The organism is Deltaproteobacteria bacterium, from assembly GCA_017302835.1.
Lineage (GTDB): Bacteria > Bdellovibrionota > Bdellovibrionia > Bdellovibrionales > Bdellovibrionaceae > UBA2316.
Genome location: JAFLCC010000023.1, coordinates 1 through 25,918, shown reverse-complemented (window position 1 = coordinate 25,918; position 25,918 = coordinate 1). Strand labels below are relative to the sequence as shown.

26 protein-coding genes and 1 tRNA gene are annotated in these 25,918 nt (G+C 38.6%); 5 read left to right on the top strand and 22 right to left on the bottom strand.

Annotation, left to right across the window (positions count from 1 at the left end):
* Window positions 1-52: 52 nt before the first annotated feature.
* Window positions 53-1,291: a hypothetical protein gene (locus tag J0M15_15885; protein MBN8538531.1), complete on the bottom strand. Its 1,239-nt coding sequence runs from the start codon at window positions 1,289-1,291 to the stop codon at window positions 53-55.
* 176 nt (window positions 1,292-1,467) lie between these two features.
* Here J0M15_15885 and J0M15_15880 point away from each other — a divergent pair, with 176 nt between their 5' ends.
* Window positions 1,468-2,136 carry a succinylglutamate desuccinylase/aspartoacylase family protein gene (locus J0M15_15880; GenBank protein ID MBN8538530.1) on the top strand — a complete coding sequence of 223 codons (669 nt, stop codon included), beginning with the start codon at window positions 1,468-1,470 and terminating at the stop codon, window positions 2,134-2,136.
* A gap of 14 nt (window positions 2,137-2,150) precedes the next feature.
* Complete coding sequence (locus J0M15_15875) at window positions 2,151-3,026, top strand: 2,3,4,5-tetrahydropyridine-2,6-dicarboxylate N-succinyltransferase (GenBank protein MBN8538529.1); 876 nt, start codon at window positions 2,151-2,153, stop codon at window positions 3,024-3,026.
* A gap of 139 nt (window positions 3,027-3,165) precedes the next feature.
* Here J0M15_15875 and J0M15_15870 read toward each other — a convergent pair whose 3' ends face one another.
* The 11 genes from J0M15_15870 to J0M15_15820 form a co-directional block, all read right to left on the bottom strand.
* On the bottom strand, window positions 3,166-4,383 hold the full coding sequence (locus J0M15_15870; GenBank protein ID MBN8538528.1) for an ABC transporter permease: 1,218 nt from the start codon (window positions 4,381-4,383) through the stop codon (window positions 3,166-3,168).
* Window positions 4,384-4,489: 106 nt separating this feature from the next.
* Window positions 4,490-5,494: an MCE family protein gene (locus tag J0M15_15865; protein ID MBN8538527.1), complete on the bottom strand. Its 1,005-nt coding sequence runs from the start codon at window positions 5,492-5,494 to the stop codon at window positions 4,490-4,492.
* Window positions 5,494-6,222: an ATP-binding cassette domain-containing protein gene (locus J0M15_15860; protein MBN8538526.1), complete on the bottom strand. Its 729-nt coding sequence runs from the start codon at window positions 6,220-6,222 to the stop codon at window positions 5,494-5,496. The genes J0M15_15865 and J0M15_15860 overlap by 1 nt, the downstream gene beginning before the upstream one ends.
* Window positions 6,222-6,965, bottom strand: a complete 744-nt coding sequence (locus J0M15_15855; GenBank protein ID MBN8538525.1) for an ABC transporter permease — start codon at window positions 6,963-6,965, stop codon at window positions 6,222-6,224. The genes J0M15_15860 and J0M15_15855 overlap by 1 nt, the downstream gene beginning before the upstream one ends.
* Before the next feature lie 150 nt (window positions 6,966-7,115).
* Window positions 7,116-7,679 carry a YdcF family protein gene (locus tag J0M15_15850; protein ID MBN8538524.1) on the bottom strand — a complete coding sequence of 188 codons (564 nt, stop codon included), beginning with the start codon at window positions 7,677-7,679 and terminating at the stop codon, window positions 7,116-7,118.
* 14 nt (window positions 7,680-7,693) lie between these two features.
* Window positions 7,694-8,074: a RidA family protein gene (locus tag J0M15_15845; protein ID MBN8538523.1), complete on the bottom strand. Its 381-nt coding sequence runs from the start codon at window positions 8,072-8,074 to the stop codon at window positions 7,694-7,696.
* Between the two features lie 9 nt (window positions 8,075-8,083).
* Complete coding sequence (locus tag J0M15_15840) at window positions 8,084-8,563, bottom strand: organic solvent tolerance protein (protein ID MBN8538522.1); 480 nt, start codon at window positions 8,561-8,563, stop codon at window positions 8,084-8,086.
* An 18-nt stretch (window positions 8,564-8,581) separates the two neighbouring features.
* A complete protein-coding gene (locus tag J0M15_15835; GenBank protein ID MBN8538521.1) occupies window positions 8,582-8,956 on the bottom strand; it encodes a hypothetical protein in 375 nt (124 codons plus the stop codon).
* Window positions 8,946-9,389, bottom strand: a complete 444-nt coding sequence (locus J0M15_15830; protein ID MBN8538520.1) for an SRPBCC family protein — start codon at window positions 9,387-9,389, stop codon at window positions 8,946-8,948. Before J0M15_15830 ends, J0M15_15835 begins: the two co-directional genes overlap by 11 nt.
* A 73-nt stretch (window positions 9,390-9,462) precedes the next feature.
* The gene (gene glpX, locus J0M15_15825; GenBank protein MBN8538519.1) at window positions 9,463-10,410 is read right to left on the bottom strand and encodes a class II fructose-bisphosphatase; all 948 of its coding nucleotides are present in this window, start codon (window positions 10,408-10,410) and stop codon (window positions 9,463-9,465) included.
* A complete protein-coding gene (locus tag J0M15_15820; protein MBN8538518.1) occupies window positions 10,389-10,796 on the bottom strand; it encodes an acyl-CoA thioesterase in 408 nt (135 codons plus the stop codon). Before J0M15_15820 ends, glpX begins: the two co-directional genes overlap by 22 nt.
* Before the next feature lie 104 nt (window positions 10,797-10,900).
* Between J0M15_15820 and pgsA the strand changes: the two genes are divergently transcribed.
* Window positions 10,901-11,488, top strand: coding sequence for a CDP-diacylglycerol--glycerol-3-phosphate 3-phosphatidyltransferase (gene pgsA, locus J0M15_15815; protein MBN8538517.1), 588 nt, complete (start codon window positions 10,901-10,903; stop codon window positions 11,486-11,488).
* A 179-nt stretch (window positions 11,489-11,667) separates the two neighbouring features.
* On the opposite strand, the gene J0M15_15810 is transcribed toward pgsA, so the two are convergent.
* The 4 genes from J0M15_15810 to J0M15_15795 form a co-directional block, all read right to left on the bottom strand.
* The gene (locus J0M15_15810; protein MBN8538516.1) at window positions 11,668-12,759 is read right to left on the bottom strand and encodes a CpaF family protein; all 1,092 of its coding nucleotides are present in this window, start codon (window positions 12,757-12,759) and stop codon (window positions 11,668-11,670) included.
* A gap of 91 nt (window positions 12,760-12,850) precedes the next feature.
* Window positions 12,851-13,165, bottom strand: coding sequence for a hypothetical protein (locus J0M15_15805; GenBank protein ID MBN8538515.1), 315 nt, complete (start codon window positions 13,163-13,165; stop codon window positions 12,851-12,853).
* Window positions 13,166-13,402: 237 nt separating this feature from the next.
* Entirely contained in the window at window positions 13,403-15,568 is a 2,166-nt protein-coding gene (locus J0M15_15800) for an enoyl-CoA hydratase/isomerase family protein (protein ID MBN8538514.1), read from the bottom strand.
* Window positions 15,569-15,637: 69 nt separating this feature from the next.
* On the bottom strand, window positions 15,638-16,999 hold the full coding sequence (locus tag J0M15_15795) for a thiolase family protein (GenBank protein MBN8538513.1): 1,362 nt from the start codon (window positions 16,997-16,999) through the stop codon (window positions 15,638-15,640).
* 266 nt (window positions 17,000-17,265) lie between these two features.
* Here J0M15_15795 and J0M15_15790 point away from each other — a divergent pair, with 266 nt between their 5' ends.
* Window positions 17,266-19,611 (top strand): NADP-dependent malic enzyme, encoded by a 2,346-nt coding sequence (locus tag J0M15_15790; protein MBN8538512.1) that lies wholly within the window; start codon window positions 17,266-17,268, stop codon window positions 19,609-19,611.
* Between the two features lie 44 nt (window positions 19,612-19,655).
* Here the strand turns inward: J0M15_15790 and J0M15_15785 are convergent, their stop codons facing one another.
* Complete coding sequence (locus J0M15_15785; GenBank protein ID MBN8538511.1) at window positions 19,656-20,558, bottom strand: S1/P1 nuclease; 903 nt, start codon at window positions 20,556-20,558, stop codon at window positions 19,656-19,658.
* Between the two features lie 372 nt (window positions 20,559-20,930).
* Between J0M15_15785 and J0M15_15780 the strand changes: the two genes are divergently transcribed.
* A tRNA-Gly gene (locus tag J0M15_15780) sits at window positions 20,931-21,006 on the top strand.
* Window positions 21,007-21,764: 758 nt separating this feature from the next.
* On the opposite strand, the gene J0M15_15775 is transcribed toward J0M15_15780, so the two are convergent.
* The 5 genes from J0M15_15775 to J0M15_15755 all read right to left on the bottom strand — a co-directional run bounded on the left by J0M15_15775 (window position 21,765) and on the right by J0M15_15755 (window position 25,758).
* Complete coding sequence (locus J0M15_15775) at window positions 21,765-23,315, bottom strand: hypothetical protein (GenBank protein ID MBN8538510.1); 1,551 nt, start codon at window positions 23,313-23,315, stop codon at window positions 21,765-21,767.
* 111 nt (window positions 23,316-23,426) lie between these two features.
* Window positions 23,427-23,786, bottom strand: a complete 360-nt coding sequence (locus tag J0M15_15770; GenBank protein ID MBN8538509.1) for a hypothetical protein — start codon at window positions 23,784-23,786, stop codon at window positions 23,427-23,429.
* On the bottom strand, window positions 23,783-24,037 hold the full coding sequence (locus tag J0M15_15765) for a type II toxin-antitoxin system Phd/YefM family antitoxin (protein ID MBN8538508.1): 255 nt from the start codon (window positions 24,035-24,037) through the stop codon (window positions 23,783-23,785). The genes J0M15_15770 and J0M15_15765 overlap by 4 nt, the downstream gene beginning before the upstream one ends.
* A gap of 240 nt (window positions 24,038-24,277) precedes the next feature.
* On the bottom strand, window positions 24,278-24,781 hold the full coding sequence (locus tag J0M15_15760) for a hypothetical protein (protein ID MBN8538507.1): 504 nt from the start codon (window positions 24,779-24,781) through the stop codon (window positions 24,278-24,280).
* A 119-nt stretch (window positions 24,782-24,900) separates the two neighbouring features.
* Entirely contained in the window at window positions 24,901-25,758 is an 858-nt protein-coding gene (locus tag J0M15_15755; protein ID MBN8538506.1) for an RES family NAD+ phosphorylase, read from the bottom strand.
* Window positions 25,759-25,918: the final 160 nt, after the last annotated feature.

Here is a 25,918-nt window from a genome sequence, read left to right as displayed (position 1 = left end):
GACTTATACTATGTATTTATCCCTAAATAGTAAACCTATATCTTTTAACTTCTCAAAATGTCTCATTAGGAAAATAAGATGGTTTGGTGACTGAGGAAAAAATCCCAGAAAAGAGAGTGTAGTAATCATCCCAGTCAGTAAAGTCGTTGCACGTTTCCGTTGCATTTTGAGTGTTGTAATCACACCCTGTACCTTCAACGCCTACAACGTCTGGATCCCCTGAAGTGCCTTTGGATGTTCCATAGGTTAAAAATTCCTTATAGGTATTCCACTCCCTCACTGAGACAATGATCTGGTGGATGACTTCTTTATCTTTATCTAAACATTGCCAACGGTAATAAGGACTTCCCGACCTCAGAGCTGTTCCATTCCTGTCATCAATGGGATCAATTTGATAAGGGTAAGTAGAACTCCCTGAACTATAGCCATTATGATTGTGTTTTCCCGAAGTAAAATAATTTGCAATGCCGAAATTGCTTCCTGCGTTTGAGGACTGAATAGGCGCCGTTACTTCATAGACATCGTTTTTCCCCGTACCCACGGTATAAAAAATTTCAGAAGCGGGGTAACCTGACTTTGTGTACAAACTCCAATTTGTTTTTCCCTGTCCCCCCAAGCACCCTTTGATTTCCCCACCCCAATTGGCTTTTCCATAGGAGGTAACAGGAGCCCCTGCCGCCACCGTCGTAACCACGGTTTTTGTATAAGACCCTAAACAGCAATTGGGTCCACTTGCATTCGTGTGATCATACACACAAGTCAACTTATCATTTGTTGCATCATAGCTTGCTTCTGTCCCATTACATGTCGCTACCCCATCAATCACACAGCTCAAGGATAATAAATTCCCACTGACGTCTAAAGATTTAGAAATAGAAACAGCTGATGGGCCATAACCAGGCTCCCAATTATAGTACCAATAAGGGGTGTATGACATATAGCTACACATAGAACTTGGAATATTATACTGAAATTTCACGCCATTAAAATACAAATCTAATTCGTTGATATCGAGAATACATTCAACATTTTGAGAAGACGCACCCAAAGTAATTTCACACTTTTTATCGTAGTTATTTTTTTGACTCATATAATAAGGGTATTTTCCATCGTCATATAGCCTGACATAAAACGATTCTTCCTGCGTGACACCTTTTGTTGGGTTTAAGGTAGACGAATTCGAAGTTTCGATAGGTGTTTTTGCACTGTCAGATCCACAGCTTGAAATTAAAAAAAATAAGAGAGCGCTCCCTATTATTTTGATAACTCTAAAGTGAAAATAAGTATCCATTCTAGCTCCTAAGCATTTTAGAACATCAAGAGCTTTATCGGGCGTCCCTAGGTCAGGTTAAGTCCAGAACTTCACTGGACCAAATGGAGATAAAATGAGTCATTGCCAATTTTTCCTTTTCTGGATATACCAATTCCTATCTTTAAGTATCTTTCTCAATTGATAACAGGACTTCAATGAACACATTTAAATTAAGCACCTTAACCCATACTGAAAAAAACTTACCTATTTTTACCTATACTTTCGGGAATCAAGGGAATCAAATTTTAATTCTCGGAGGCGTTCATGGAGATGAGCCTGAGGGCGTCATTGCCGCCCAAGGCCTGTTACACTGTTTTTTAGAAAAATATGACTTTAATTTGCAAATCACTTTGATACCTGAATTCAATATCGAAGGGATTCTTAACAAACAAAGAACTAATGCAAATGGTGTGGATTTAAATCGAAATCTGCCCACGCTAGACTGGTCTCCTGAATACAAAACGCCTCGATATCATCCAGGAACTAAGGCTCTTAGTGAAAAAGAAAATCAAGCTCTGGTGAGGCTCATTGAGACTCAAAACTTTAAATTAATTTTGAGTCTTCACTCTTGGAATCCCATGATCAACGTCAACGGACCTAGTTGTGAACCCGAGGCTGGCATTTTAAAAAAACATACGGGTTATTCTATTGAGGGCGATATTGGCTATCCAACCCCTGGCAGTCTTGGCACCTATGCGGGTAAGGAAAGAAATATACCCACGATAACCTTTGAAATTCAACGTGACATCGACTTCAAGGAAATCATGAACATTCATGTTCCCGCCTTACTTGAAGCTCTTAAAAGTTCAGAGAAACGCCCCTAAAAGAAGGAGCCATCATGGTATTAGAGAAAGTGATTCATAAAATTCAAGCGGATCTTAAGGAAGGAATGCTCTTTGAAGATCTCTCCAAAGAGGATAGAACTTCCATCTATGAAGTCCTTCAACTTCTAGATCATGGAAAAATCAGAGTGGCAGAAAAAGTAATTTTAACCACAGAAAATTCAACAGCTAAATCAGAACACCCACCTATTGAATCCAGTTGGAAAACCAATGAATGGATTAAACAAGCCATTCTTTATTATTTTCGATTGCAGAAAATGCATCTATATCAGCTTGAAGAATTTCGTTTTTTTGACAAAATCCCTGTAAAAAAATGGACTGGAGAAGAAAATGTACGAGTCGTCCCTCCGGCCATGGCCAGGTATGGATCCTATGTCGCCAGTGGCTGTATTCTGATGCCGTCTTATGTGAACATAGGTGCCTTTGTGGATAGTGGCACTATGGTTGACACCTGGGCGACGGTTGGCTCCTGTGCTCAAGTTGGAAAAAATGTTCACTTGTCTGGTGGGGTTGGTTTAGGGGGCGTCCTCGAGCCTCTTCAGGCACAGCCTGTTATTATTGAAGACAATGCCTTCATCGGCTCTAGATGTATTATTGTCGAAGGTGCCCTCATCCAAGAAGGTGCTGTCCTTGGCGCTGGCGTCACCATCACTTCAAGTACTAAAATTATAGATGTCACGGCATCAACTCCCATCGAATATAAAGGTATTGTTCCAAAAAATTCAGTGGTGATTCCAGGAACTCTCAACAAGAAATTTCCTGCTGGAGAGTTTGCCGTTCCCTGTGCCCTCATTATTGGAAAAAGAAAACCAAGTACAGATTTAAAAACATCCCTCAATGAAACCTTAAGGGAATTTCAAGTTTCCGTTTAACTCAGGTGTTTCAGAGAACGTGTTTGAAAAGTCTTAAATCGAGGCCGCAGGAGGGAGGCGACTGAGGCTTGGCAAAGCCAAGTCGCATGGAGCCCGACCGACGAGAACGAAGAGTTAAGACTTTTCAAACACGCTCTGCTCAATTTTTTTGTCTGAGGGCTTGGGAAGGAGTAATTTGTTCCAGAGCCCTTGTGGGGATGTAGGCTCCTAAAAACGAAATAAGGATACTGATGGCCACAACGGTAGCAACCAAACCAAATTCCACCCGAGCGGGAATGGTTGAATCATAGTAAATATCTGGCAAAATGTTAAGAGGGTATTTTTCAATATAAAGTCCCAAGATCAAACCGAAAAAAGTACCAGCAAAAAGGCCAATGGAAGAGATGACCATTCCCATTTTGATAAAAATTTGGATTGTTTTTTTTTGCGATAAACCTAAAGTTCTGAGCATGGCGATATCTCTGGTCTTTTCTGAAATAAGTAATGCTAAGACTGTAATAATAGAAAAAGAAGAAATAATACCCGCTAAACCTAAAAAAATACCTATCATGATTTTTTCTAGTTTTAGGGAATAGAATAAAGCTGAATTTCGATCCATCCAAGTTTCTACGATCCAATCTTTTTCTGCAGATAAAAACTCTTTAAGTTCTTCTTTAAATCGATCTGTTTTTAATGGATTTTGGAACCAAACTTCAATGCCTACTTGTCGGCTCAAAGACGTTTTTAAAGAATTTAAAGACAAATCACGAAGATAAAATAAATATTGTGAATCAATATCTGCCAGGTTTGTCGAGATGGTCTTTTTCACTCTTACTTTTTCAAATACGGGAACTTCACCAGGGGCCAAAAGCAAACTCTCTGGTGGAGACACCATAATAAAATCCCCCTCAAAAACACCCATGGATCTAGCTAAATCAATTCCCAAATAGACTTCATTCACCCCAGGAGCTTCCACCAAGGACCATTGATCATTTTTATCTAAATTATCAAGATGAGTAGTGTTAACGCTCTTATCAGTTCTTTTTACTTTATGATTTTCTAATTCGACTAGATTCTGATTAAAAGTTTCTAAACTTTTACGAGAAAAGCCTTGAGCTATGGCTCCACGAAACTGACCATCCATGCTCCGAAGAATTACATCTTGAGATTCAAAAATTGAAAAGCTTTTAATATTTTTATCATTCAATTTTTCCAACACTAGATGTTTTTCTAAAAAGCTGATATTTTTATTCGATGTTTTGATCAAGGTTAAATGAGGCTCTAAGGACACGATTCTTTTTTCTATTGTTTGATTCATCCCACTCATGACAAATAAAACGATAAAAAAAGCAAAAGTAGAAACACCAATACCTATCATAGATAACCGTGAAATTCTTCTTACTAAATTTCCGGCCCGATTGGAAAGTATCAATTTCTGAAACAAAAAAACAAGCATTGAGAGCCATTTTATGTTACCTAGGCACTTAATCAATTAAAATTTTTGATTTTTTTGATTTTTCTCTGGCTGGTTTTCTTTCTCCTTGTCCTATTTCCTTATCTTCCTCTTCTTTAACTTCCTGAACTGAAGATCTAATAAAAAAGTTTTTCTGCATGGCTTTCATCAAAACAGTAGCCTCATCCAGAGCCTCCAAGGCCCTTTTGGCGACTGTTGGTATTTCTGGGCCGTAGGACTTTAGCATTCCTGTGACTGTTTTGAAGTCCTGAGTCATTTGCGTAAGGCTTGATGTGAGCTCTGCCAAATTGGAGGCTAACTCTGGATTTTTTCGATTAAGTTCAGGCAAAATTCTATTAAATTCTTTGGTTAAAATGACCGCCTGAACCAGGGTTTTCTTTAAATTCTGATCATAAGTTAAATGCTTACTTAATTTAGTAACTTCTTCACTCATGGTGTTCATATTCCCAAGTAAAGGATCGAGCTGATCAAAAATCCGAACCATCGATTGAGTTCGGGTTTTGTCTAAAAAAGTCTCCATCAAATACTGAACATTTTCCAACATTCCAGAAATTTTTTCTAATGAAGATCCTAATTTTTTTCCACTCATCAAGGTCATTAGATCAAGGGTCTCTTCGGAAGGAATGGTCGACCCTTCAGAGACTAATGTCCCGTCATCGCTACCCACACTGACTTCTAAAACCCTATCGCCAATAACAAAAGGTCTGACAAGTTGAGTTTTGGAATCGGAACGGATTCTGTTTTGAAACTTTCCCATCACATAAAAAACTACTTTAATCTTATTATTTCCTAAAAGTTCAATTTCCTCGACACTGCCTGCTCTTAAACCCGCCATTTGCACTACGGTTCCTGAGTGAATCCCATCAGCAGAATTAAATACCGTTTGGTATTTAAATTTATTTTCAAACCATCCTTGCTTCACCGCCACACTCAGGGCTGTGACGATGGACCCAACGATAGCCAATAAAACAAATAAACCTGCAACTCTTTCGAATTTATTGAACTTTACATGCATCATAAAGTCGCTACCTTTTTGAACTCATTTTCATGACAATACAAAAAACCATTATCTAGATGGATGGTTGTGTGGGGCATCAGACTCATAAACTTTTCATCATAAGAAGTTATAAAAACATGTTTTAAGTTTTTTTGTTTTTTATGAAACTCAATCAAGTCTAAGAATCGCAAACTAATTTCCTGTCCCAATCCTACAGAAGGATCATCTAATAATAACACCTGGGGATCAATGACCATAGCCCTCAACAAACAAGTAATCTTCCTAATTCTTCCGGGAATATGTGCGGGTCTTTCATCTTTAAACTTTTCTAATTCAAACATCTTAATAAGAAGTTTTACCTTTTCTTCTGCTTGATCTAAGCTTATCAATTTGTGATACACCAATGGCAAAATCAAGTTTTCATAAACAGTTCGATTATTTATTAATCCCCCGTAATCAAAAGTATAACCAATGGACAACCGGTAAGGTAAAAATTCCTCAAAAGTCATCTCCAAGACATCCTGATCATTTATTAAGTACTTACCTGATTGAGGTACAATCAATCCTGCTAGTATCTGCAACAGAGTTGATTTCCCAGCCCCTTGTTCCGATTTAATTAACGTGGTTTCCTCTTGAGGAAATTCAAAATCTGCATTTTTTAATATAGGATCTTGGGAATCGTGTTGAAAATAAACACCTTCAAATTTTAAGCGGTTAATTTTTGGAATAATAAATCCATTTTCCATTAAATGACTCCTATTTTTTTCAACTGATTTAAATAAACAAGTGCGGTCACTGACATATTAAAAACAGTGACATAGATAATACTTTTTACCACCGCCTGAGTGGTCACCTGAGGAACTTCATGGGGGCTTTTTTTAACACTCAACCCCTGATAACAAGAAACAACAAAAATAATCATGCCACTAAAACTATTCTTTAAAAGAAAGATAAGAACATCTTCCTTGGCAAAAGCACGCAAAACACTTTCGGAATAGAAACTAAAGGGAATATTATGAATGAATTGGGTGATCACAAACCCACCGACAATAGCAATGAGAATAAAATAAAAAGCCAAACACAATACACTGATTACTCCACCAACCATTCGTGGAAAGACTATAAAACTAAGTGGGTTAATCCCTAGAGATTCCAAAGCTTCGATTTCTCTATTGGCTCTCATATTTCCAACTTCTGTTGAAACGGCTGTTCCACTGCGTGCAATGACAACCAATGCTGTTAACAAAGGCCCTACTTCTCTGACTAAAACCAGTACCAATAAATTTCCAATCATTTCGGTGCCACCTAGAATGGTTAGGTTGCTCATTCCTTGAATGATTAAAATACTTCCCGTCGCTAAGGCTAAAATGGTAATGAGTGGCATCGCTTGCCAACCAGTAAAATAAATCTGTGTCGACAACACTGAAATAATCGTTCTCAACCCTTGAGTGTGATCCAGAATGGCCGCACGAAATGACAAGTAAACCATCATAAATATTTTGAACGTATATTCTAAATTGCTTGTAATCGAACGGCCTAAATCTTCTACGGTATTCCATATAATATTCATGATGGAAGTATCGGATAGTCTGATAAAACAATTACACGACTTTTAGCTAAGTTCTTTAATCTAAGGCCCTTAATACACCCAAAGAGAATAAAATATTGATTTTAGCGTTTCTTGAACTAAATCATCAAATTCATAATTATCTTTTGATAAAAAAAGTGGGTTTATTTTTATTTCTATATTATTTGGATAAATTTTTCTAAAAGTTTGATGGGCCCGGTACATATGAATTTGCGAGGTGATTAAAATCACATCTCGGCACTTCAAAAGTTCGACTAAAGGCAAACTCTGAATGGCATTTCCAAAAGTGGTTTCACTTCTTTTTTCAAGAACCACATCCGCTTCATTGATCTCTGGGTAATAAGCCCACATCGGAAAAATTTGCTTAAACTGCGAATTGGGGTTTACACCTGAAATAATAAGTTTTTTTACTGATTTATTGGCAAGAAGATCAATACCTTCTCTGATCCGACCCGGACCACCGGTCAGGACGACAGCGCAATCGGCATCCAGGCGTGTGACTGCCTTATGTTCTAGCAAGAGCGTGACTTTAGTATATTCAAAATAAAACTGAATCAGAAAAAGAATCAGAAAAAACAAAAAAGAACCTAAAACTATATTCTTTTTTGTTTGCATGAGCTTCCCTACTTCTAGTACTTAAAAGCCACTACTTCAATCTCTACGTTCACACCCTTAGGTAAGCCACTGACTTCGACAGTGGATCTAGCTGGTGGGAATTCTTTAAAAAATCGAGAGTAAACCTCATTGACTAATGGAAAATCCTTCATTGAGGTTAAAAAAATAGTTGTTTTTACCACATTTTTAAAATCACAACCGGCTTCTTTTAATACCGCATCAATATTTCTAATTACCAACTCTGTTTGCGCAGAGATATCTCCACTTAAAACTTGATTTGTTTTTGGATCCAAGGGAATTTGACCACTGCAAAATAAAAAATTCCCAATTTGAATGGCTTGGCTGTAAGGTCCAATAGGCTCTGGCGCTCCAGATGTTTTGATAATTTTTTTCATAAATTCCTTTCAAAAGTAAAAAACAATTCCGGCTCGCAAAGGAGAATCAGCAATGGTTCTAAATCTGACTTCTTTCAAGGAGGCAATCCCCGCACCTCCTTCAAAACTAAATCCCAAGGATTCGAGTCCCGTAAAAAAGAATTCACCACCAAAGAGAGCATTTAACTCAAAACCGTTTTGCTTATCTCCGGCATTTTCAAAGTTAACAATACCCATTTGTCCACCAAAATAAAAATTCATTTGATTCTCTCTAAAAAGAATCTTTCGAACTCCGCCTGTAAAGGCAAACTTTGACTGATTTTTTTGGGTATCGATCCCCATCCCCCCCGTTACGGCAAAATCATTATTAGGAAAAAAAACGACAGCCACTGAAGGAACCTCTTCGGAGGTATTATTTTTAACACCAACTCCCAAGCGACTTCCAAGTTCTTTTCCGAAAAGAGCTTGTGAGCTCAAAGCAATCAAAAATACAAGTCTCATTATTTTCATATTATCTTCCCTGATTCTCTATAATTTTTCAGTTTCAGATGTTTTATTTTCTTTTTTTACAATATCGATCTCTGCAGAAATTTTAAACTTATGAGATTCGGCAAATTTGGCCATTTCAGAAACCCAATCTATCTTGTTAAAGATCTGAGAGATTTCCTTTGACACCCTTTGCGTCAATTCATCCTTTGATTTATTTGCACTTTGAATAAGTATATTTAAAATCTCTTTAGGTAACTTGAGCTCTTGAAGATAGCTTCGAATACTTTCTTCCGTCATAAAAGCAGCCGAGACTCCCGTAGTAAAAACTTTTTTTAAAGTCTCTCCAATTAAGGACTTAGCTTCAAAATCATTTTTAAAGTCATTTTTTTTATTTTCGTTAGAATCACTTTCCATAAAGTTGTTTTATCCTTTTATGGTAACTCGATATCATATTGGGCATACTGATATTAACCAAGGTGTTTGCGATAGGCCCTGGCACAAACATTCCAAAACTCGCCTCCACTTCATAAGTGGCACGGCAATGACTTCCTTCAGGCTCAATTTTCCAAGAACCTTTGAGAGTCTTAAAAACATCTCCGCCAATGAACTCCCAAACTACCAGACTCACTCCATTTTCAACGTAATTTTCTGTCATTTGGAGCTTGTAATTAACTGTTTTTATCATGATAACTTGGTACTCAACGATTTTTTGATTTCCTTCAGATTTGATCACATCACATTTTTTAACTTCAGATAAAAACTCTGGATAACGACTATAATCTGTTACAATTTTATACAGTTCATCGGGGGTACACTTGAAAACTTCGGTTACGGATGCTTTTGCCATACCCGAATGATTTTAGTTTTTCCCCCCATTGTCAACTCTTAGTGATAACAAAACTTTCTTTTGTTACGGACCCTTACTTGTTATTATGAAATGTTTCAATGATTCGGATGGTACCTGACTTGGACCGCATCACCATACTTTGAGTTTTTGTTAATCCTTGAGGATACAACCGAACTCCCTTTAAAAGAGGGCCATCGGTAACCCCGGTGGCACTAAACATGACATTCCCTTTGGCAAGATCCTCTAATTTGTATTTTTTGTTTAAATCTTTTATACCCATTTTTAAGGCTCTTTGTTTTTCCTCTTCATTTCTAAACTTCAAACGACCCTGAAAATCACCACCAAGGCAATGCATGGCTGCCGCAGAAATAACACCTTCTGGGGCGCCTCCAATTCCCAGCAATAAATCAATTCCCGTATCTCCCCAGCCAGCAGCAACGGCGGCAGAGACATCACCATCTCCAATCAAGTGAATGCGCACTTTGGTTTTTCTTACCTCATTGATTAAATCCTGATGACGAGGGCGATCCAATATCACCACTGTCAAATCATGCACGGGTTTATTTAAAGCCTCTGCTAGAATATTTATATTTTCAGTAGCCGACAAATCGAGGTCTATCTTTCCTTTACCTAAAGGACCACAGGCAATCTTATCCATATAAGTATCAGGCGCATGAAGAAAATTTCCTTTCTCCGCCAATGCAATAACAGAAATAGCCCCCACGCCTCCTTTTGCACAAATAGTTGTTCCCTCTAAAGGATCAAGAGCAATGTCAACTCTGGGAGAGTCTTCACCTTTGATCCCCACTTTTTCACCGATATAGAGCATGGGCGCTTCATCACGCTCTCCTTCCCCAATCACGACGGTTCCATCTATTCTGACGGAATCGAAGGCTCTTCTCATCGCATCGACGGCGGCTTGATCCGCTGCCTTTTCATCACCGCGCCCCATCCACTCACTGCAGGCGAGTGCTGCCGCTTCGGTCACTCTCACAAACTCTAAGGCCAGATTTCTTTCCATGCTTCCCCCTCTAGTATCCGTTTCATCTCTTGCGAAATTTTAATTGGCTTTAAATCGGCATTTAATGGAACATGCGTTGTTTGAGCTAAAACCACAACCACTTCTTCCTTTAAAATCTTGTATTGAAATTCGATACGGATCCCTCTCCCACGAGCTTGAACCAAAATCTTTAAATCATCACCAAAAAAAGCAGGCTTTAAATGTTTCACTTGAGTTTCTAAAACAGCAAAATGCGCTGCGCTTTGAGGTTTTTGATAATCAATGAGTCCTCGGTTGTGGGCCCAGGCGACTCGCGCTTCTTCGCAAAATCGCAAATAGTTAGAATGATGAACTATTCCCATTTGATCGGTTTCATAAAACTGAACTTTATGATGAATGTGAAACATTTAAAACCTTTACCCCAATTATACTTTTTATCATAATTATTTTTTCAAATGACAAACTGGAAGCTCTGTCCTAAAGATTTTAAGAGAGGGAGGGGAATGTGTTAATGCCATCTTGGAAAAAAAAATTACCTATTCAGTTAACTCTCAGCCGTGTTTATATTCTCCCTTTTATTATTTTCTTTCTTTATTTAAACTCTTTTTATTATAGTTTTTTAGCCGCCATCCTATTTATCGCCGCTTCGATCACTGATTACTTTGATGGGTACTATGCTCGAAAATGGAACTTGGTTACTAATCTTGGAAAATTTTTGGATCCAGTAACAGATAAAATTTTAGTTATCAGTATTCTGATTTATCTTAACTCTGTTGGTTTCGTTGATCCCTACCTCGTAATTATTCTGACCCTAAGAGATACTTTTATCGGAGGCATTCGTGCGGCTGCCGCTACTGAAAATGTCGTTATTGCTGCCAAAAGCTCTGGAAAATGGAAAACAGGCGTACAGATGGCCTCTATTCCAGCTATTATGCTAGGAAAAAGTTACAAAAATGAGTTTTCAAGTTACTTTAGCCCTGATCATTTTTTGCTGCTTGGAAGGATAGGATATATTTTCTTGTGGTTTTCAACGGTATTAAGTATTATCAGTGCGTTGCAGTACTATCATATCTATAAACAAAATCAGAGCAAAGGATAAAAGCATTATGTTACGATATCTTCAGCCAAGCTCTTGGTTTTTTGTGATGTTAGCTTTAATTTTAGGTTTTTATTTTTCAACAAAAGTGCTCCCCAAAAAACCGGGTTCGCAAATGCTTGTCAGCCCAGCTTCTTTGATTTCTTTTAGTCGATAATCTAAAGTTGCCAGGGCAATCATTATTAACTGAGTTTAATTTTGTGATTTGGCTCAAAAAACTCAGGGTTAAATTTAATTCTTTGGTTTTTATTATTGACCACAAATCGAGGAATATAGCCCAGTGATTTGAAACCCGTAACACTGCTAAATTCAAAAATTTTCTCGATCAAATACTCATTCTCGTTTCTTCCTAAAACTTCAACGATTTCCGAAATCCTTCGACTTCCATCACTATATCTTTCAGTTTGAATAATAATGTTAATTGTCTTGGAAATATCTTCACGTATAGACGAGATAGGAATATCCTGAGACCCTCGCAAAACCATACCTTCAATTCTTCGTAAGGAGTCAAAGGCTGAATTCGAATGCAGCGTGCTCATACTTCCCTCATGGCCCGTATTCATCGCAATTAACATATCAAAAGCTTCACTCCCCCTGACCTCCCCTATAATTAATCGGTCAGGGCGCATTCTTAAGGCATTTCTTAATAAATCTTTTATTTCTAAATGAGCATCGTTCAGAAAAGACCGGCATTCCATTCTGACTAAATTTTTAACGGACATTTGTAACTCTACCGTGTCTTCGATAGTGATAACTCTTTCTTTGGTGGGAATAAATTGGCTTAATAAATTGAGAATCGTTGTCTTACCAGAACCTGTTCCTCCACAAATAAGTATATTTTGTCGAGCCACGACGGCTTGATTTAAAAAATAGAGAATTTTTTCGTCAAAGGCCCCTTGATGCATTAAATTATTGTAATTAATCATCATCGGCGAAAATTTCCTGATGGTTACCATGGGGTTTTCTAAACAAACAGGAGGAATAACAATATTCACCCTCGATCCATCTGGCAATCGAGCATCGAGAAAGGGATTTTTCCTATTTAATTCACGACCCACATTTACCGCTATAGCAAGGACAAACCGAGTTAAATGTTCGGGGTTATCAAATCGACTGTCTGTTTCTTCGATAACACCCTTTCTTTCAACAAAAACTCTGTCAAATCTATTGATCATGATTTCAGTAACAGTGATATCATTAAGAAATTTCCTCAATGGACCAGCTTCACTTTTCCAATCTGGTGGTGGTGCGGATTTCAATGGAACTGTACTCATAGTTCTTATCTCGGATTAAAGAAAATTTTGTTAACAAAAACAAAGTCTAGATTTAACAATTTGCTAGATTTAAGAACCTGCTTGAAAAGTCTTAATTTTGATGAGTTAACAAATTTCCCTGTAAGGAATTGTATATTTTATAACCTCTTGGTGTTTTTTGTACTACCTTTGAATAATACATTCCCGCAGCTGATTTTATTTTATAACGTCTTAATTGGGTAAATTCATACTCCCCAGATCCAGCCACAAACTCTCCACCTCTAATTTTGTTTTTCATCACCACATTCGTATTGTCTGAAGGTTGAGGATTTAAATCCGTGATGCTAGCACTCATAAAACAAGAAGTTAAAAGAAAACTGCTTGCAATTACTAGAAGGAGATTTGCGATAACTATCATTTTCTTCATACAGAACGACTCGGTTGTTTTTTAGAAAAAGTTAAGTGTTTTTTTGATTTTTGTAGTTTTTTTGTTGATCTGTTTTGAATTGAGAATTTATTTGTTTTTATCTGCTTCATTTCGGTAATTTTTGACCGATGCCATTTGATACATTGTCAGCTTGTTTATAGACAGATGTATCAAAATATTTCACCGAACGAATATTTACGACGTCGGTAAGCAAGGCAATTCAAGTCTGTCTGGATCCTAGTAAAATTTTCTGTTTGTCTTCGCCATCTGATCAAGAGCTTTAAGGGGCTTTAATCTTTTGGCGTTTCTTTGGACCGCATAGGCTTCTAGACTGTTTGAGATGTATTGACTTCCTAGGCTATCTGAATAACGGCACAGACCACCTCGAAAGGGCGGAAACCCCGTTCCCATAATCATAGCCAAATCAACTTCATTCGCTGTTTCAACAATTCGATCTTCTTTTAATGCCATGGCACACTCATTGATCATTGAAAAAATTCCGCGCTCCAAACACTCTTTTGAGGAGTATGGATTTTTTGGTGAAGGCAAACCAAGTTCTGCATAAATAGTCTCATCTGGTTCGAGTCGTTTTCCATCAGCAGCATATTTATAAAAACCTTTTCCATTTTTCTTTCCCAGCCGTCCTGCCTTTTCAATTTTTTCCATGACCTCGGGAACCTCGATACGATCTCCAAAAGCTTTTTTAAAAATCTTTACAACTTTAATTCCCACATCAAGTCCCACCTCATCCATCAAGGCCAGTGGCCCCATGGGCATACCAAATTCTTTTACAAAGTAAGTATCTAGGGTTTGAATATCCATTCCTTCTTGAAATAAAAAGGTGGCTTCATTCAAATAAGGTATCAATAGCCGATTGACTAAAAAACCTGGGCCATCTTTTACGACAACCGGCATTTTTCCCATTTTCTTTGATAGTTCAAAAATGGTTACGACGGTTTCGTCACTTGTTTTCATTCCTCGAATCACTTCGACCAAGGGCATTTTATCGACAGGATTAAAAAAATGCATACCTGCAAAAAACTCTGGCTGAGGGTGCCCCTCGGCCATTTCATTCACACTCAAAGAAGAAGTATTTGTCACAATGATCGCATCGGGTCTCATTTGCTTAGCGGTCTCAGCAATGACCTTTTTTTTGATATTCATGTCTTCAACGATGGCCTCAATAACAACATCAAGAGTTTTAAAACCACTGTAATCAACTCCTCCAGAAACAAAATCCATTTTTTGTTTATACTGGTATTTATCAATCACTTTCTTTTTCACTAATTTCGACCAGAGATCGGAGGCATGTTTATAGGCCTTTCCCAGGGCTTCATAATTCAAATCTTTAATACGCATCTGAATTCCTTTATCCGCACCAATGTAGGCAATGCCCCCACCCATGGTTCCAGCCCCCAAAACACCGACGGCCTTGACTTCTTTGGCTTTGGCTGTGGTTTTGGATTCAACTTCTGATGGACTCAACCCGGTTTGTTTTTTCACCATCTCGGTTAAATAAAAAACATGGATCAAATTTTTTGAAATGTCGGTGATACCCATTTCACAAAAATAAGATCTCTCTATATCTAAAGCCTTTTGTCGATCTTCCATCCCATAGGTTTTCTGAATGACCTCTATGGCAGCTATGGGTGCTGGGTAATGGCCAAATGTTTTCTTTAACACTTCACTCTTAGCTTTACTGAACACCATCCCACGCCCTAGACCACTTTCAAGTAAAATATTGACGAGTCCACTCGGGCAGAACTGTTTTTTTCTTTTAGCACCCGACACAGCCAATTCTTTAGCCCAACTCAGAGTGACTTCTTCTAAGATCCCAGGATGCACCAGCTTGTCCAGTAGGCCTGCTTTCTTTGCTTTCTTGCCATTCAGAAGCTTGCCTGCCAAAATAATATCCAAAGCGGCTTGCAACCCAATAACCCTTGGCAACCTCACACAGCCCCCAAACCCAGGGATGATTCCAAGTTGGGTTTCAGGTAAACCAATTTTAGTTGATGAATCTTCACTCGCAATTCGATAATCACATGCTAAAATCAACTCGCACCCTCCACCAGCGCAAGCCCCATGGACGGAGGCAATGGTGATTTGCGGAAGATCTTCAAGGAAATTAAAAATATCTTGGCCCCCCTTAACGGCCTTATCAAAATCATCTTTAGTCGATAGATTTTTAATTTCTTCAATATCCGCGCCGGCAATAAATATTTTAGGCTTTAAAGATTTAATAACTAGCACTTTCGCCTTTGACGTTTTGACTTCGCCTAAGGCCTCCAAAAATCTTTTCATCACCGCTGTTGACAGCTTGTTAACTTTTTCACCAATTAAATCGATCTCAATAAAAGCGATATCTTCCTGAAACTTTACCTTGATACTTTCTTGAATGCTCATATCTTTACTCGTCCTTACTTAGATTTGCCATTTTTTGATTTGTAATAATTTGTAATAATTTGTTATATGTCACTCAAGTTCCAAAATCATGGAACCGCCCTGACCTCCGCCTATGCACAAGGTCGCTAAACCAAACTGAACCTGTCGACGTTTCATTTCTCGCATCAAGGTCACAACCAACCTTGTTCCCGTAGCCCCTACAGGATGACCAAGGGCAATGGCGCCGCCATTCACATTTAAAATCTCGTTACGTATCTCACCCACTTTGCCCGAAAGGCCTAATTTGTTTTTTGCAAACTCATCCGAATCAAAGGCCTTTTGACAGGACAGGACTTGCGCAGCAAAGGCCTCATTCAGCTCAACAAGCCCCATATCCTTCATCGTCAAACCTGCCCGCTTCAATGCAAGGGGGGAAGAGTACACGGGACCAAGACCCATCCGTTCAGGTTCAAGACCCGCAAAGCCATAGGATCGAATTTGAGCCACGGGTTTATACCCTAGGCTTTCCGCTTTAGCTCGAGACATGAGCAAGACCATCGCCGCCCCATCGGTAATGGGACAAGAATTGCCAGCTGTGATCGTCCCCGTTTCTTTATCAAAAAATGGTTTTAATTTCTGAAGCGCTTCAAGTGTTTGGTTGGCTCGCGGGCCAATGTCCTCGACAATAGTTTCTTTAAAATCTGGAGGCAATGACAGCGCCGCTATCTCTTCTTTAAATTTGTCCTTAGCTCCTGCTGCCAATTGATGGGATCTGAGTGCAAACTCGTCTTGGGTTCTTCGTGACAGCCCCCATTCTTTTGCTAAAATTTCGGCCGTCTGTCCCATGTTGATGCCCACAAAAGGATCGGTCAGACCTTGCATGACAGAGATGACGGGGAAATACTCATCTTTCATGTTTCCTGTGAGCAAGGCTTTGATTTGTTTTAAATCCGCTCTCAATAATTTCCACAGCAGGGGCAGAGCTTGTTTGGGCCCCCTCGCCTTAAATAATTCATTAAATATTTTTTGAATCTTACCTGGTAATAAGGTTGGCATTTGTGACATATTTTCAGTCCCACCGGCAACCACGACATCCATCGTGCCCGATCTAATTTTTTCAAAACCATTGGATATGCTTTCTAAAGCGGAAGCGCAATTTCGATGGACAGTATAGGCTGAAGTTTTTTGTGAAATCCCAGCACTGAGAGCCACCACGCGAGCAATATTCACACTATCCACAGGATTTCCTGTGTTTCCAATAATCACCTCATCCACTTCATTTACGTTCAAGTTAGTGCGAGCGATAACCTCCTTAAGGACGACTCGTCCTAAATCAGCAGGGTGAACAGAGGATAATTTATCGCCAGATTTAACAAAAGGAGTTCGCAGCCCCTCAACGATTACAACGTCTCTCGATGACTTTTGAGATGATTTTTGATGAGAATTAGACATATTTCGCTCCTTGAAATATAAAAACTTAACACCTAAGATGATATCCAAAGAGCTTTAAGTAATACAATCTTTTTATTTAGGTATCTTTCAACTCTGGGCCCGTCTAGATTAAGGAAGAGTTAAAATAACGCTCTGTTTTTATTAATGTTTTTTATTTTCTTTTAGATCTTGTTAAATAAGAATCAATACCTGTTGAAATAGAAAATAGAAAATCAAATATTGAAAATCAGAAAACCTAAAAACTACAAGTTTTTTAAAGGAACCCAATGACGAATGAACATGATATCCAAAACTCGAAAGCCCTTCTCCTTGAAAAAGAAGCTCTTGAATATCACTCACAAAACAAACCTGGAAAAATCGAAGTCATTTCTAGCAAACCTTGCACTACCGAAAAAGATCTCTCCTTGGCCTACTCTCCAGGCGTGGCCGCTCCTTGCATAGCTATCGCTAAAAATCCAGATAAAGTTTATGATTACACCGCCAAAGGGAATCTTGTTGCTGTGATCTCCAATGGAACTGCCGTTCTGGGTTTAGGAAATATTGGCCCTTTGGCCTCCAAGCCGGTCATGGAAGGAAAAGGAATTTTGTTTAAACAATTTGCTGGAATCGACGTTTTTGATATCGAAGTCAATGCCACGGATCCAAAGCAATTTATCCAAGCCATTAAAACTTTGGAACCTACCTTTGGTGGGATTAATCTTGAAGATATCAAAGCTCCAGAGTGTTTTGAAATTGAAGAAACTCTAAAAAAAGAAATGAATATCCCCGTTTTCCACGATGATCAACATGGCACCGCCATCGTCAGCGGCGCCGCTCTTCTAAATGCCTGTTTCATTATCGGCAAAGAATTAAAAGAGATTCGTCTTGTCGTTAACGGAGCCGGAGCCAGCGCTGTGGCATGCTCTAATATTTTTATTTCCTTGGGAGTTAAGAAAGAACATATAACGATGTGTGACTCCAATGGTGTTATTTATAAAGGCCGCAAAGAAGGAATGAATAAATTTAAAGAAGCTTTTGCTATTGAGACAGAAAAGCGGAACTTAACCCAAGCCCTCGAAGGTGCTGATGTCTTTGTTGGGCTATCTGCCGCCGGGGCCCTGGCTCCTGAAATGATCATGAAAATGAATAAAGATCCTATTCTTTTTGCCATGGCCAATCCTGACCCTGAAATTGATCCGTTGAAGGCGAAACAAGTGCGTCCTGATGCTATCGTGGCCACCGGCAGATCAGACTTTCCCAACCAAGTTAATAACGTTTTGGGATTCCCCTCAATTTTTAGGGGGGCCTTAGACACACGATCTACACAAATCAATGAAGAAATGAAATTGGCGGCGGTAAAAGCACTGGCAGGACTCGCTCGTGAGCCTGTTCCTGATAATGTTTCCACCACCTATGGCGGAAAAAGTTTTAAATTTGGTCGAGATTATTTAATTCCAAAACCCTTCGACACTCGAGTCCTCCTTAGAGTCGCTCCTGCTGTGGCTAAGGCAGCGATGGATTCTGGAGTCGCTAGAATTAAAATTACCGATTGGGAAAAATATCACAATAAATTGGAATCCTTCCAAGGGCCATCTAAATCTTTTATTCGAAGCTCCATCAATCGGGTCCATCAAAATACGGAGGCTCATGGTGGCAAACTCTGTCGCATTGTTTTTCCCGAAGGCACTTCAGAGCGCGTTCTCAAAGCTCTTAGAGCCCTCGTCGAAGAACGAATTTGCGAGCCTATCTTATTAGGATACCCGGATCGAGTTAAAGAAAAAATCAGAGACTTGGAGTTAACCGCCTTAGAAAATATTCCTATCATCCAACCTTCCCAGCACCCAAAATTTAAAACCTATGTGGAGGAACTCTATAAACTAAGACAAAGAAAAGGCGTTAACTTAAAAGAAGCAGAGCGCCTCATGGTTGATCCAAATTATTTTGCATCTATGATGGTCTTGCTCAACGATGCCGACGGGATGGTCACAGGATCAACCCAAAACTATGCCGATGCGGTTCGTCCGATCCTGCAAATCATCAGTGCAGGCCATGAAGAAATAGCTGCAGGCTGCAACCTCATTTTAACTGAGAAAAATTTTATTCTGCTTGCTGATACCACTGTCAATCATAATCCCTCTAGCGAGTCCCTGGCTAAAATTGCTACGCAATGTAGTCGGATCGTAGAATATTTTGGGAAAAAACCAAAAATTGCCATGTTATCCTATTCCAACTTCACTGCCGCTCCTGGCACTCCAGAAAAAATGAAGAAGGCCGCCGATATCGTCAGAATTAAACGACCTGATCTTGAAGTCGACGGGGATATTCAAGCCGATGCCGCCGTCAACCCTCTTATCGTCGATAAAATATTTCCTTTTTGCAACATCAAAGGTGGCGCTAATATTTTAATTTTTCCAAATTTAGAAAGTTCAAATATCGCCTACAAGCTGATTCAGCAAATTGGCAAGGTAGAAGTGCTAGGACCCTTTATTATGGGAATAAGAAAGTCAGCCAACGTTCTCCAAAGAACAACAACAGTAGATGGAATTTTTAATTCAGTTGTGATGACGACACTCGAAGCTCAATACATTAAAACAATTAAAGAAAAGAAAGCACAGTTATCAAAAGCCCCCTAGGACCTTTGCCCTTTTGGAACAAAAGTCCCTTAAGTAAACCTAGCCTAGGGACGTAAACTGATAAATCGATAGAGGTTGCCAACAATAGCCTCTATTTCCTTTCTGAAAGTTACCTCTTCAGGTGGCACAGGTTGGGCTTCAAAAATTTGATTCACCACATCGGCTAATCTTAAACCCGAAACTAAGACTCGGTTGTCCAAATATTGAAGTAGTTTCCCTTGATAAGCTGCTTGTTGATTTAAATAACTTTGATCATAAACGGCAGAATCTCTCAAACTTAAGGACTCGTAAACCCAGTTGTCAAAATCACTACGTACAAACCGAATCTGTCTACCGCTTACCTTTGTTAAAAACTGAGCATAAACAAGACAGGATTGTTCAAAAGACATACCTGCATTTATAATATTTTTGTGACCTGTTAAGATCATTCCAGAATCCCACACTCGGTGAAGATTTGATGGTTCCCCGAACCAATTCAATTTGATATCATTACCCCCACGATCCCCCGGCCTTCCCGTGTGGAGTGGCTGATGAATATCAGCGACAAAATGCGAAAGAAATTTAAGAGCGTCTGCTTTATCTTGCAAACTAGCACTAGGACTTCTCAGCGTGTCTCTGGCAACAAGCATTGCTAGAACGGTGCCCCCTTTATCTCTTTCATCTGCTTTTGTATTTTGTAGGTACTCCAAGTAATTCATCCCTACAGGAACACCTTCATAATGATACCGCAATGTTTGTTGATAGGAACTGCCCGACTTGATGACATCAGCCCAATTTGCCACATCCGCCAAGCCTTGATTCTTAAGCAAATAACTAACCGAAGCTTTGGCCTTTGGAGTTAAATTGGCGTCAGCAATTAATCCTGCTGTTCTATGGCCAATGGGCCCCCAACCGAAACAATGATGACTTAGGATAAATATTAAAATACCAAATATATTTTTTTTCATAAATAAACAATTCCTTAAAGTCTCGATAATTGGCAAGTGTTAAAATAAATTAATTATTTCTAGCCAGTAATGTTATTTTTATTTTTTTATTTCATTATCGCGCACTGTTTCCAATTTCAAATTCATTGTGAATTTGAACTAAGAAAAGCAATAGACTGGCTTTTTATTTTTTCTAGTTTATACGGCTGATTCTCTGACAAACTTAAAAGGTAGCCAAAAAAATATGCAGCCAAACCAAAAACAGAAATCAAAGTCCATTTTTTAAAAGCCTTCACAAATAGAGGTGCAGAGTGATCATTTTCCATCATTCGAAGATAGTTTTGCATTGACTTGAAAATGATTCAATATTAATTTCTCTCGAATAATCGATTTGCGGGAGTAGCTCAGTTGATAGAGCGATGCCTTGCCAAGGCATAGGTCGCGGGTTTGAGTCCCGTCTCCCGCTCCAAATTTCATTTGGAGTTTTGGTCCGCAAGAGAAAAAACCCAGATCGGTGGATAAGCCGAGTCAAACTCGATATTTTCAAAATTTGATTTTCTAAAAAATTGTTCCCATGCCGTGGATAACGGTGGGAGGCCCTGTCATGCCTAAAATTCGACAAATTACCTCGTGTGATGAGTGGACTTACGGGCGGTGTGCTCATCGTCAGGACCGCGCGGACAAATATATTTCATGAGGTTTTGATCGAACCTCTAGTGGGTGTACTAAGTTGTTAAAGCGTTCGTGGGTTGTTGATTACGACAAATTCAATCAATCGGCAGACTAAGAAATTTATCTGCAATGGATTGGTGTATTCAAAATCCTGAAAAACACCCTCCATATATCAAAAGCACGTCGCAAATTTCAAAATTAAGCGAAATTCATTGCCAAAGACCCGTTCCAATCACAAAATTTTAACAACAACTAATGAAAACTAAATGCTGGGATGGAACAATTCGGGCTTTGAAGTTCCTATCCTCTAGCCAGAATATCTTTATGGACATCAATGCCAGCAACGTGGGTTTTTAATGCTTTAATGGAACTCTACTTTGTTTAAAATAGGGTCTTTTAAACCTTGTTATCATTTAAAAAACGATTCCTTTTTAAAAGAAGTTCAGATAAAGAAAATAAATATATGATGCTAAGACCAATTACACTCTTGATGGTTGGGCGAAGCTCCATGGGCATTGACTAACACCAGAATATTGAAATCATAGATAAGATTAGTCATTTACAAATAGAAAGTTTTTCATCTGGCCGGAGTTGATCAAACTTTTCTATTTTTTTAAAGGTTTTGTTTGCTATTTGAGACTGAAACACCTCATTTGGGGCAAAGATTTTTTTAAAACGGCCATATCCAAAAAAATTAGTTGGCTTAACCTCATTTAAGATTTCTTCTTTTGTTAGCCTTGGCAAAATTGAGCTTTTATTCATTAACATAGTAATACCCTCGTCGATATCAATACCTTGTTGTGCACCCGCTCCAAAAATAGCTCCAGCACTTGCATAGGACAGGTCGGCTCGCACAATGTTTGTTGCCGGAGAAAAAGGTCTGTGTGAGAAAAATGCCCCAGCACCCCAACGGTTAGTTAAATTTCCAACTACATGATAAATTTTGCTAGAAGAAAACGCGGCTGCAGCTGCTATCTCCGGAGCTTGTCCACTTTGAACTTCTACTCTAGCTAAGTATGCAGCCATCCAAAAGTGGTATGACTTTGATGTATTACATTTAACTTCAACATTATTTGGGAAACTGTAAATTTTTCCTCCATTTTTTGATGAATAAAAATCTAATAAAGGAATAAGTGCGGAAATAGTCGAAAGAGCCGTCACGGTTGGCCACCGATTTCCTTGAAATTCAATTTTATTCAATCTTATATTGAGCGCTGCACCAGCAGTTCCTATCATTCCGAGTGTTTTAAATGCCATATCTTCAGCATCACTGGGGTTACTACCTGACTGAATAAATGATTCTTTTAAATCTGTGAAGATGTCGGACTGGATCTGATTTGGATTTTTAATTTTTGCAATCAATTTGTTAGCTGCTACTTTCAAACCACTATCAAATTTTCCAGAGTTTACTATACTATCAAGAAGCTTAGGCATGGAGGTGAGCGGCGGTGAACCTCTTTGCTTCAGGCTATCAACTACATTATTAAATGACCTTCCGCAAGACGTTGATTTAAGTATAGACACAAGCTCTGCGCATAAAACAGTTGGTCCCATCTTTTCTGCAGCAGAGATAATAAAATTATCATCATAAGGCTTCACACCTGATTTATCGACGAAAAGTTTTAAATTTGCACCATCATGTTTAGGATGAATGCAGGGATCTGAATTTATTGTAATTTGAGCTTCATCAATAATCTGATTTAGCGTTTTTTTATTTGAGTCAAAATTCGAAAAAACTCCATTATTATTTACAAGAAGTATTCCACCTTTTACAACTTCTTCAGCGTACTTCTGAATCGGCAAGGACATGAAGCCTCCACCGCCACCGTCTTTATTTGCCAGCTCGTTGGCTTTTTGAATTACTTGTGCGTCCGACATATTTGCAATTTCATCTTTATTTTTTGTATTGGCTTCCAAAAATCTTCTGAGCATTCCATTATCACAAAACTTTTTTGGATCCGTTTTAAAAGTTAAAGACTCATAGGATTTAATAATATCTTCCATCGAATTTGAAAAATAGTGAACGGGCGAGCGGGCATCACAACTATTGCCGTCAATCGCTTCAGCATAACTAGAAAAAAATATAATTAAGGCTATTAAAATCACATTGTGATTATCGGATTTTCGCTACAAATATTTACACAACACCAAGACTTAAGTATTGAGATTCAAAGATTAAACACTTAATCTCGTAAACAAGATGTCATTTTTTTCGTGTTATTCATCGTCATCCGCAGAATAGGTATCCAGTTTATGACTGGGATAGATATCAAGGTTTTGTTCCTTTTTATCAATAATTCTCTTTAATAAAATAGATCGCGGTATTGAATTTTCGATACACAAATATTTTAACCGATATCGAAACCAACCACGATGATCTCGATAAAACGGCCATGACCGGTCACCCATTTCATCTTCTTTCGGAGTCGTTGCATTTGAATGAACCCACTGAACAGCAGCGTCTAGCTCATCTATAAATTTATCGACAAATTTAATATCATACTCATTTGAATTATAAATATGATCTTCAATGTGGAGTCGATCATCTTCAAATTGCTGGGTCTTAACAATCTTCATTTTTTAAATCTTTTCAAACGATCTTTATCGCCAATTTTATATTCGATGATTTCACCTCTTAAAGCTTGGTTGGCAGAGAGCAAGCTTTTTTGTAGCGAAGAAATCTCATTCAATAACCCTTCGTAGTATTCCTCAGACATTAAAACGCAGGCATTACCTTCACGCTTTTGAATACGTATGGGCTTTTCATCAGCCATATCCATATATTCTTTTAAGTTAGCCCTAAATGTTCTTGGAGACGTTGATTCCATAAAAACCTCCTTAATAACCAATATAACATGAGTACTTCAACGTGTACACATATTTCCTAATAGCTTATAAAAGGCCACCAACCATAGTTTAAAGCATGCTTCCAGTAAGTTTTGAATAATGATCCTTGGCGAAATTTTTGTGTGTGACCGGTACCCGACATCATCCCGCTTCGTAGTGCAAGCTCACAGACGGGAGCTCAGCAAATCAAAGAACAAAACAGTGGCGGAGGGGCGGAGGAGTTACAAAGTCTCGTACTTAGCTAGCAACTTAGGGCCCAGAACGGGATCGTCGTAGAGTTCACGGGTGAGGGCCTTAATGGATTCAATTAATTCTTGATTGCGATAATAAAATTGAGAGCGATTCATGGGAGGATTGTCCCAAGCTTCTTTTAACGACTGCCAGGCCTGGGTCTCTAGACCCTTCAAGTAGCTCAGTGATAACTTAAAATCTATAGCTAAATAGAAAACATTTTCAGAATAAGCAAAAAATTCTTTCACATTTTCGGCGTATTTGGGACTCAGGGCTTTATCAAAGGCAATGAATCGTGACAATTTTCTGAGAAATAGCACACTTTCAAAATTAACTTCTTTGCTTAAATCCTCTTTGAACAAACTCTCTACGTTTCTTGTTTTTCCGGCTATGTAATCAAATATATCAGTCATTAATTCTTGGGGCTTATCTAATGCCTCTAGTTTCATGTAATCTTGAAATTTTATTCTGAAATCCGAATTGTTTTTAATCATATTAGTTTCCATAAAGTAGAATTTAAATTCTATTGCGTTTCGATCTCTCCAAATTACGAATATTATTCCATGCTATTTTTAGTCCGTCCTCGACTTTTCCATATTAGTCTATTTCAAATTCAATTAAACCACATCAAATTTATTCCAGACCCTTGCGCCGATGGAAAGATTATACCCTGAAATCCTTTCGAGCGCGCCACATCGCCAATCACTTGGGTCTGCAAATAAGAGTCTTCGATCAGATCACCCGCGTTTATATTTAGTTTTCGTAACACTTCAGAATCCGTTAAATCTAGAACTCGTTCCAAAGGAATCACCCGAGTCTCTAAATGTAGTTCATTCAACGAGCCCACCTTAGTCTCGCTTTTAATTAAGTCTAAAGTTTTAGAATCCTTTCCTATGGTGGCATACAAAGCAGAGTTCCCCTCTGGCCCACCAATGGAGTACCGATGATCTGCTGTTTTTTGTGAGGGATGAATAGAGAAAACATCCTCAGACTTTGTGTTAATTTTCTTACCGCCACCCAAATCTATTTGTTTGCGAATTCCTCGAGTCACTTGATCTTCAAATTTTTTGGGAACTACGGAATCGATTCTTTGAGAAATATCCAAATGCTTACTTACAGCTGTGTTGAGCAACTCTGGCGTGGGCGTATGCTTGGGCGCACCCACTAGCTTTTCAATGTATTTAGCTTGTTGAGTATGGCCGCCCTTAGAATATTTCACATAGGCTTTGGCATACTCTTTACCTAAATTCCCATCGGATTTAGAAATGGCATTTAATCCCGATTTGAAACCGGGGGACGACTGCCTAATAATAGAAACAATGGGTTTTAAAGATTCCCCAAGCTGAGCCTGCGCGCTTTTGGGAACCAATCTACTGAGTCGCCCCACATCGGAAATGACATCGGCGACTTTTGTTCCCTTGGCTGTGAGTGTGACTGTAGCTCCGCCCCCAAATGTACCAACCGTAGTCAAAACATCGAATGCATATTTTCCTAAGACTTCCCCTTGATGGCGTCCCGTTTCTGGTAGAAACTTTTTAGAAATACTCCAGAATGATTTTTTATTTTTATTTTCTAAGCTGCATACAAGTCAAGTTCTAGTTGTTGAATCATGTCTACTTTTTCAAGTTTAA

What these genes read in the sequence shown, in the direction of transcription:
- J0M15_15830 (MBN8538520.1), bottom strand. Translation starts at nt 9,389, where the DNA reads ATGGCAAAAGCATCCGTAACCGAAGTTTTCAAGTGTACCCCCGATGAA.
- J0M15_15875 (MBN8538529.1), top strand. Translation starts at nt 2,151, where the DNA reads ATGGTATTAGAGAAAGTGATTCATAAAATTCAAGCGGATCTTAAGGAA.
- J0M15_15795 (MBN8538513.1), bottom strand. Translation starts at nt 16,999, where the DNA reads ATGTCTAATTCTCATCAAAAATCATCTCAAAAGTCATCGAGAGACGTT.
- J0M15_15805 (MBN8538515.1), bottom strand. Translation starts at nt 13,165, where the DNA reads ATGAAGAAAATGATAGTTATCGCAAATCTCCTTCTAGTAATTGCAAGC.
- J0M15_15820 (MBN8538518.1), bottom strand. Translation starts at nt 10,796, where the DNA reads ATGTTTCACATTCATCATAAAGTTCAGTTTTATGAAACCGATCAAATG.
- J0M15_15765 (MBN8538508.1), bottom strand. Translation starts at nt 24,037, where the DNA reads ATGGAATCAACGTCTCCAAGAACATTTAGGGCTAACTTAAAAGAATAT.
- J0M15_15865 (MBN8538527.1), bottom strand. Translation starts at nt 5,494, where the DNA reads ATGCATGTAAAGTTCAATAAATTCGAAAGAGTTGCAGGTTTATTTGTT.
- J0M15_15835 (MBN8538521.1), bottom strand. Translation starts at nt 8,956, where the DNA reads ATGGAAAGTGATTCTAACGAAAATAAAAAAAATGACTTTAAAAATGAT.
- J0M15_15880 (MBN8538530.1), top strand. Translation starts at nt 1,468, where the DNA reads ATGAACACATTTAAATTAAGCACCTTAACCCATACTGAAAAAAACTTA.
- J0M15_15860 (MBN8538526.1), bottom strand. Translation starts at nt 6,222, where the DNA reads ATGGAAAATGGATTTATTATTCCAAAAATTAACCGCTTAAAATTTGAA.
- pgsA (MBN8538517.1), top strand. Translation starts at nt 10,901, where the DNA reads ATGCCATCTTGGAAAAAAAAATTACCTATTCAGTTAACTCTCAGCCGT.
- J0M15_15845 (MBN8538523.1), bottom strand. Translation starts at nt 8,074, where the DNA reads ATGAAAAAAATTATCAAAACATCTGGAGCGCCAGAGCCTATTGGACCT.
- J0M15_15855 (MBN8538525.1), bottom strand. Translation starts at nt 6,965, where the DNA reads ATGGTTTACTTGTCATTTCGTGCGGCCATTCTGGATCACACTCAAGGG.
- J0M15_15850 (MBN8538524.1), bottom strand. Translation starts at nt 7,679, where the DNA reads ATGCAAACAAAAAAGAATATAGTTTTAGGTTCTTTTTTGTTTTTTCTG.
- J0M15_15810 (MBN8538516.1), bottom strand. Translation starts at nt 12,759, where the DNA reads ATGAGTACAGTTCCATTGAAATCCGCACCACCACCAGATTGGAAAAGT.
- J0M15_15770 (MBN8538509.1), bottom strand. Translation starts at nt 23,786, where the DNA reads ATGAAGATTGTTAAGACCCAGCAATTTGAAGATGATCGACTCCACATT.
- J0M15_15870 (MBN8538528.1), bottom strand. Translation starts at nt 4,383, where the DNA reads ATGATAGGTATTGGTGTTTCTACTTTTGCTTTTTTTATCGTTTTATTT.
- J0M15_15885 (MBN8538531.1), bottom strand. Translation starts at nt 1,291, where the DNA reads ATGGATACTTATTTTCACTTTAGAGTTATCAAAATAATAGGGAGCGCT.
- J0M15_15800 (MBN8538514.1), bottom strand. Translation starts at nt 15,568, where the DNA reads ATGAGCATTCAAGAAAGTATCAAGGTAAAGTTTCAGGAAGATATCGCT.
- J0M15_15785 (MBN8538511.1), bottom strand. Translation starts at nt 20,558, where the DNA reads ATGAAAAAAAATATATTTGGTATTTTAATATTTATCCTAAGTCATCAT.
- J0M15_15840 (MBN8538522.1), bottom strand. Translation starts at nt 8,563, where the DNA reads ATGAAAATAATGAGACTTGTATTTTTGATTGCTTTGAGCTCACAAGCT.
- glpX (MBN8538519.1), bottom strand. Translation starts at nt 10,410, where the DNA reads ATGGAAAGAAATCTGGCCTTAGAGTTTGTGAGAGTGACCGAAGCGGCA.
- J0M15_15790 (MBN8538512.1), top strand. Translation starts at nt 17,266, where the DNA reads ATGACGAATGAACATGATATCCAAAACTCGAAAGCCCTTCTCCTTGAA.
- J0M15_15760 (MBN8538507.1), bottom strand. Translation starts at nt 24,781, where the DNA reads ATGATTAAAAACAATTCGGATTTCAGAATAAAATTTCAAGATTACATG.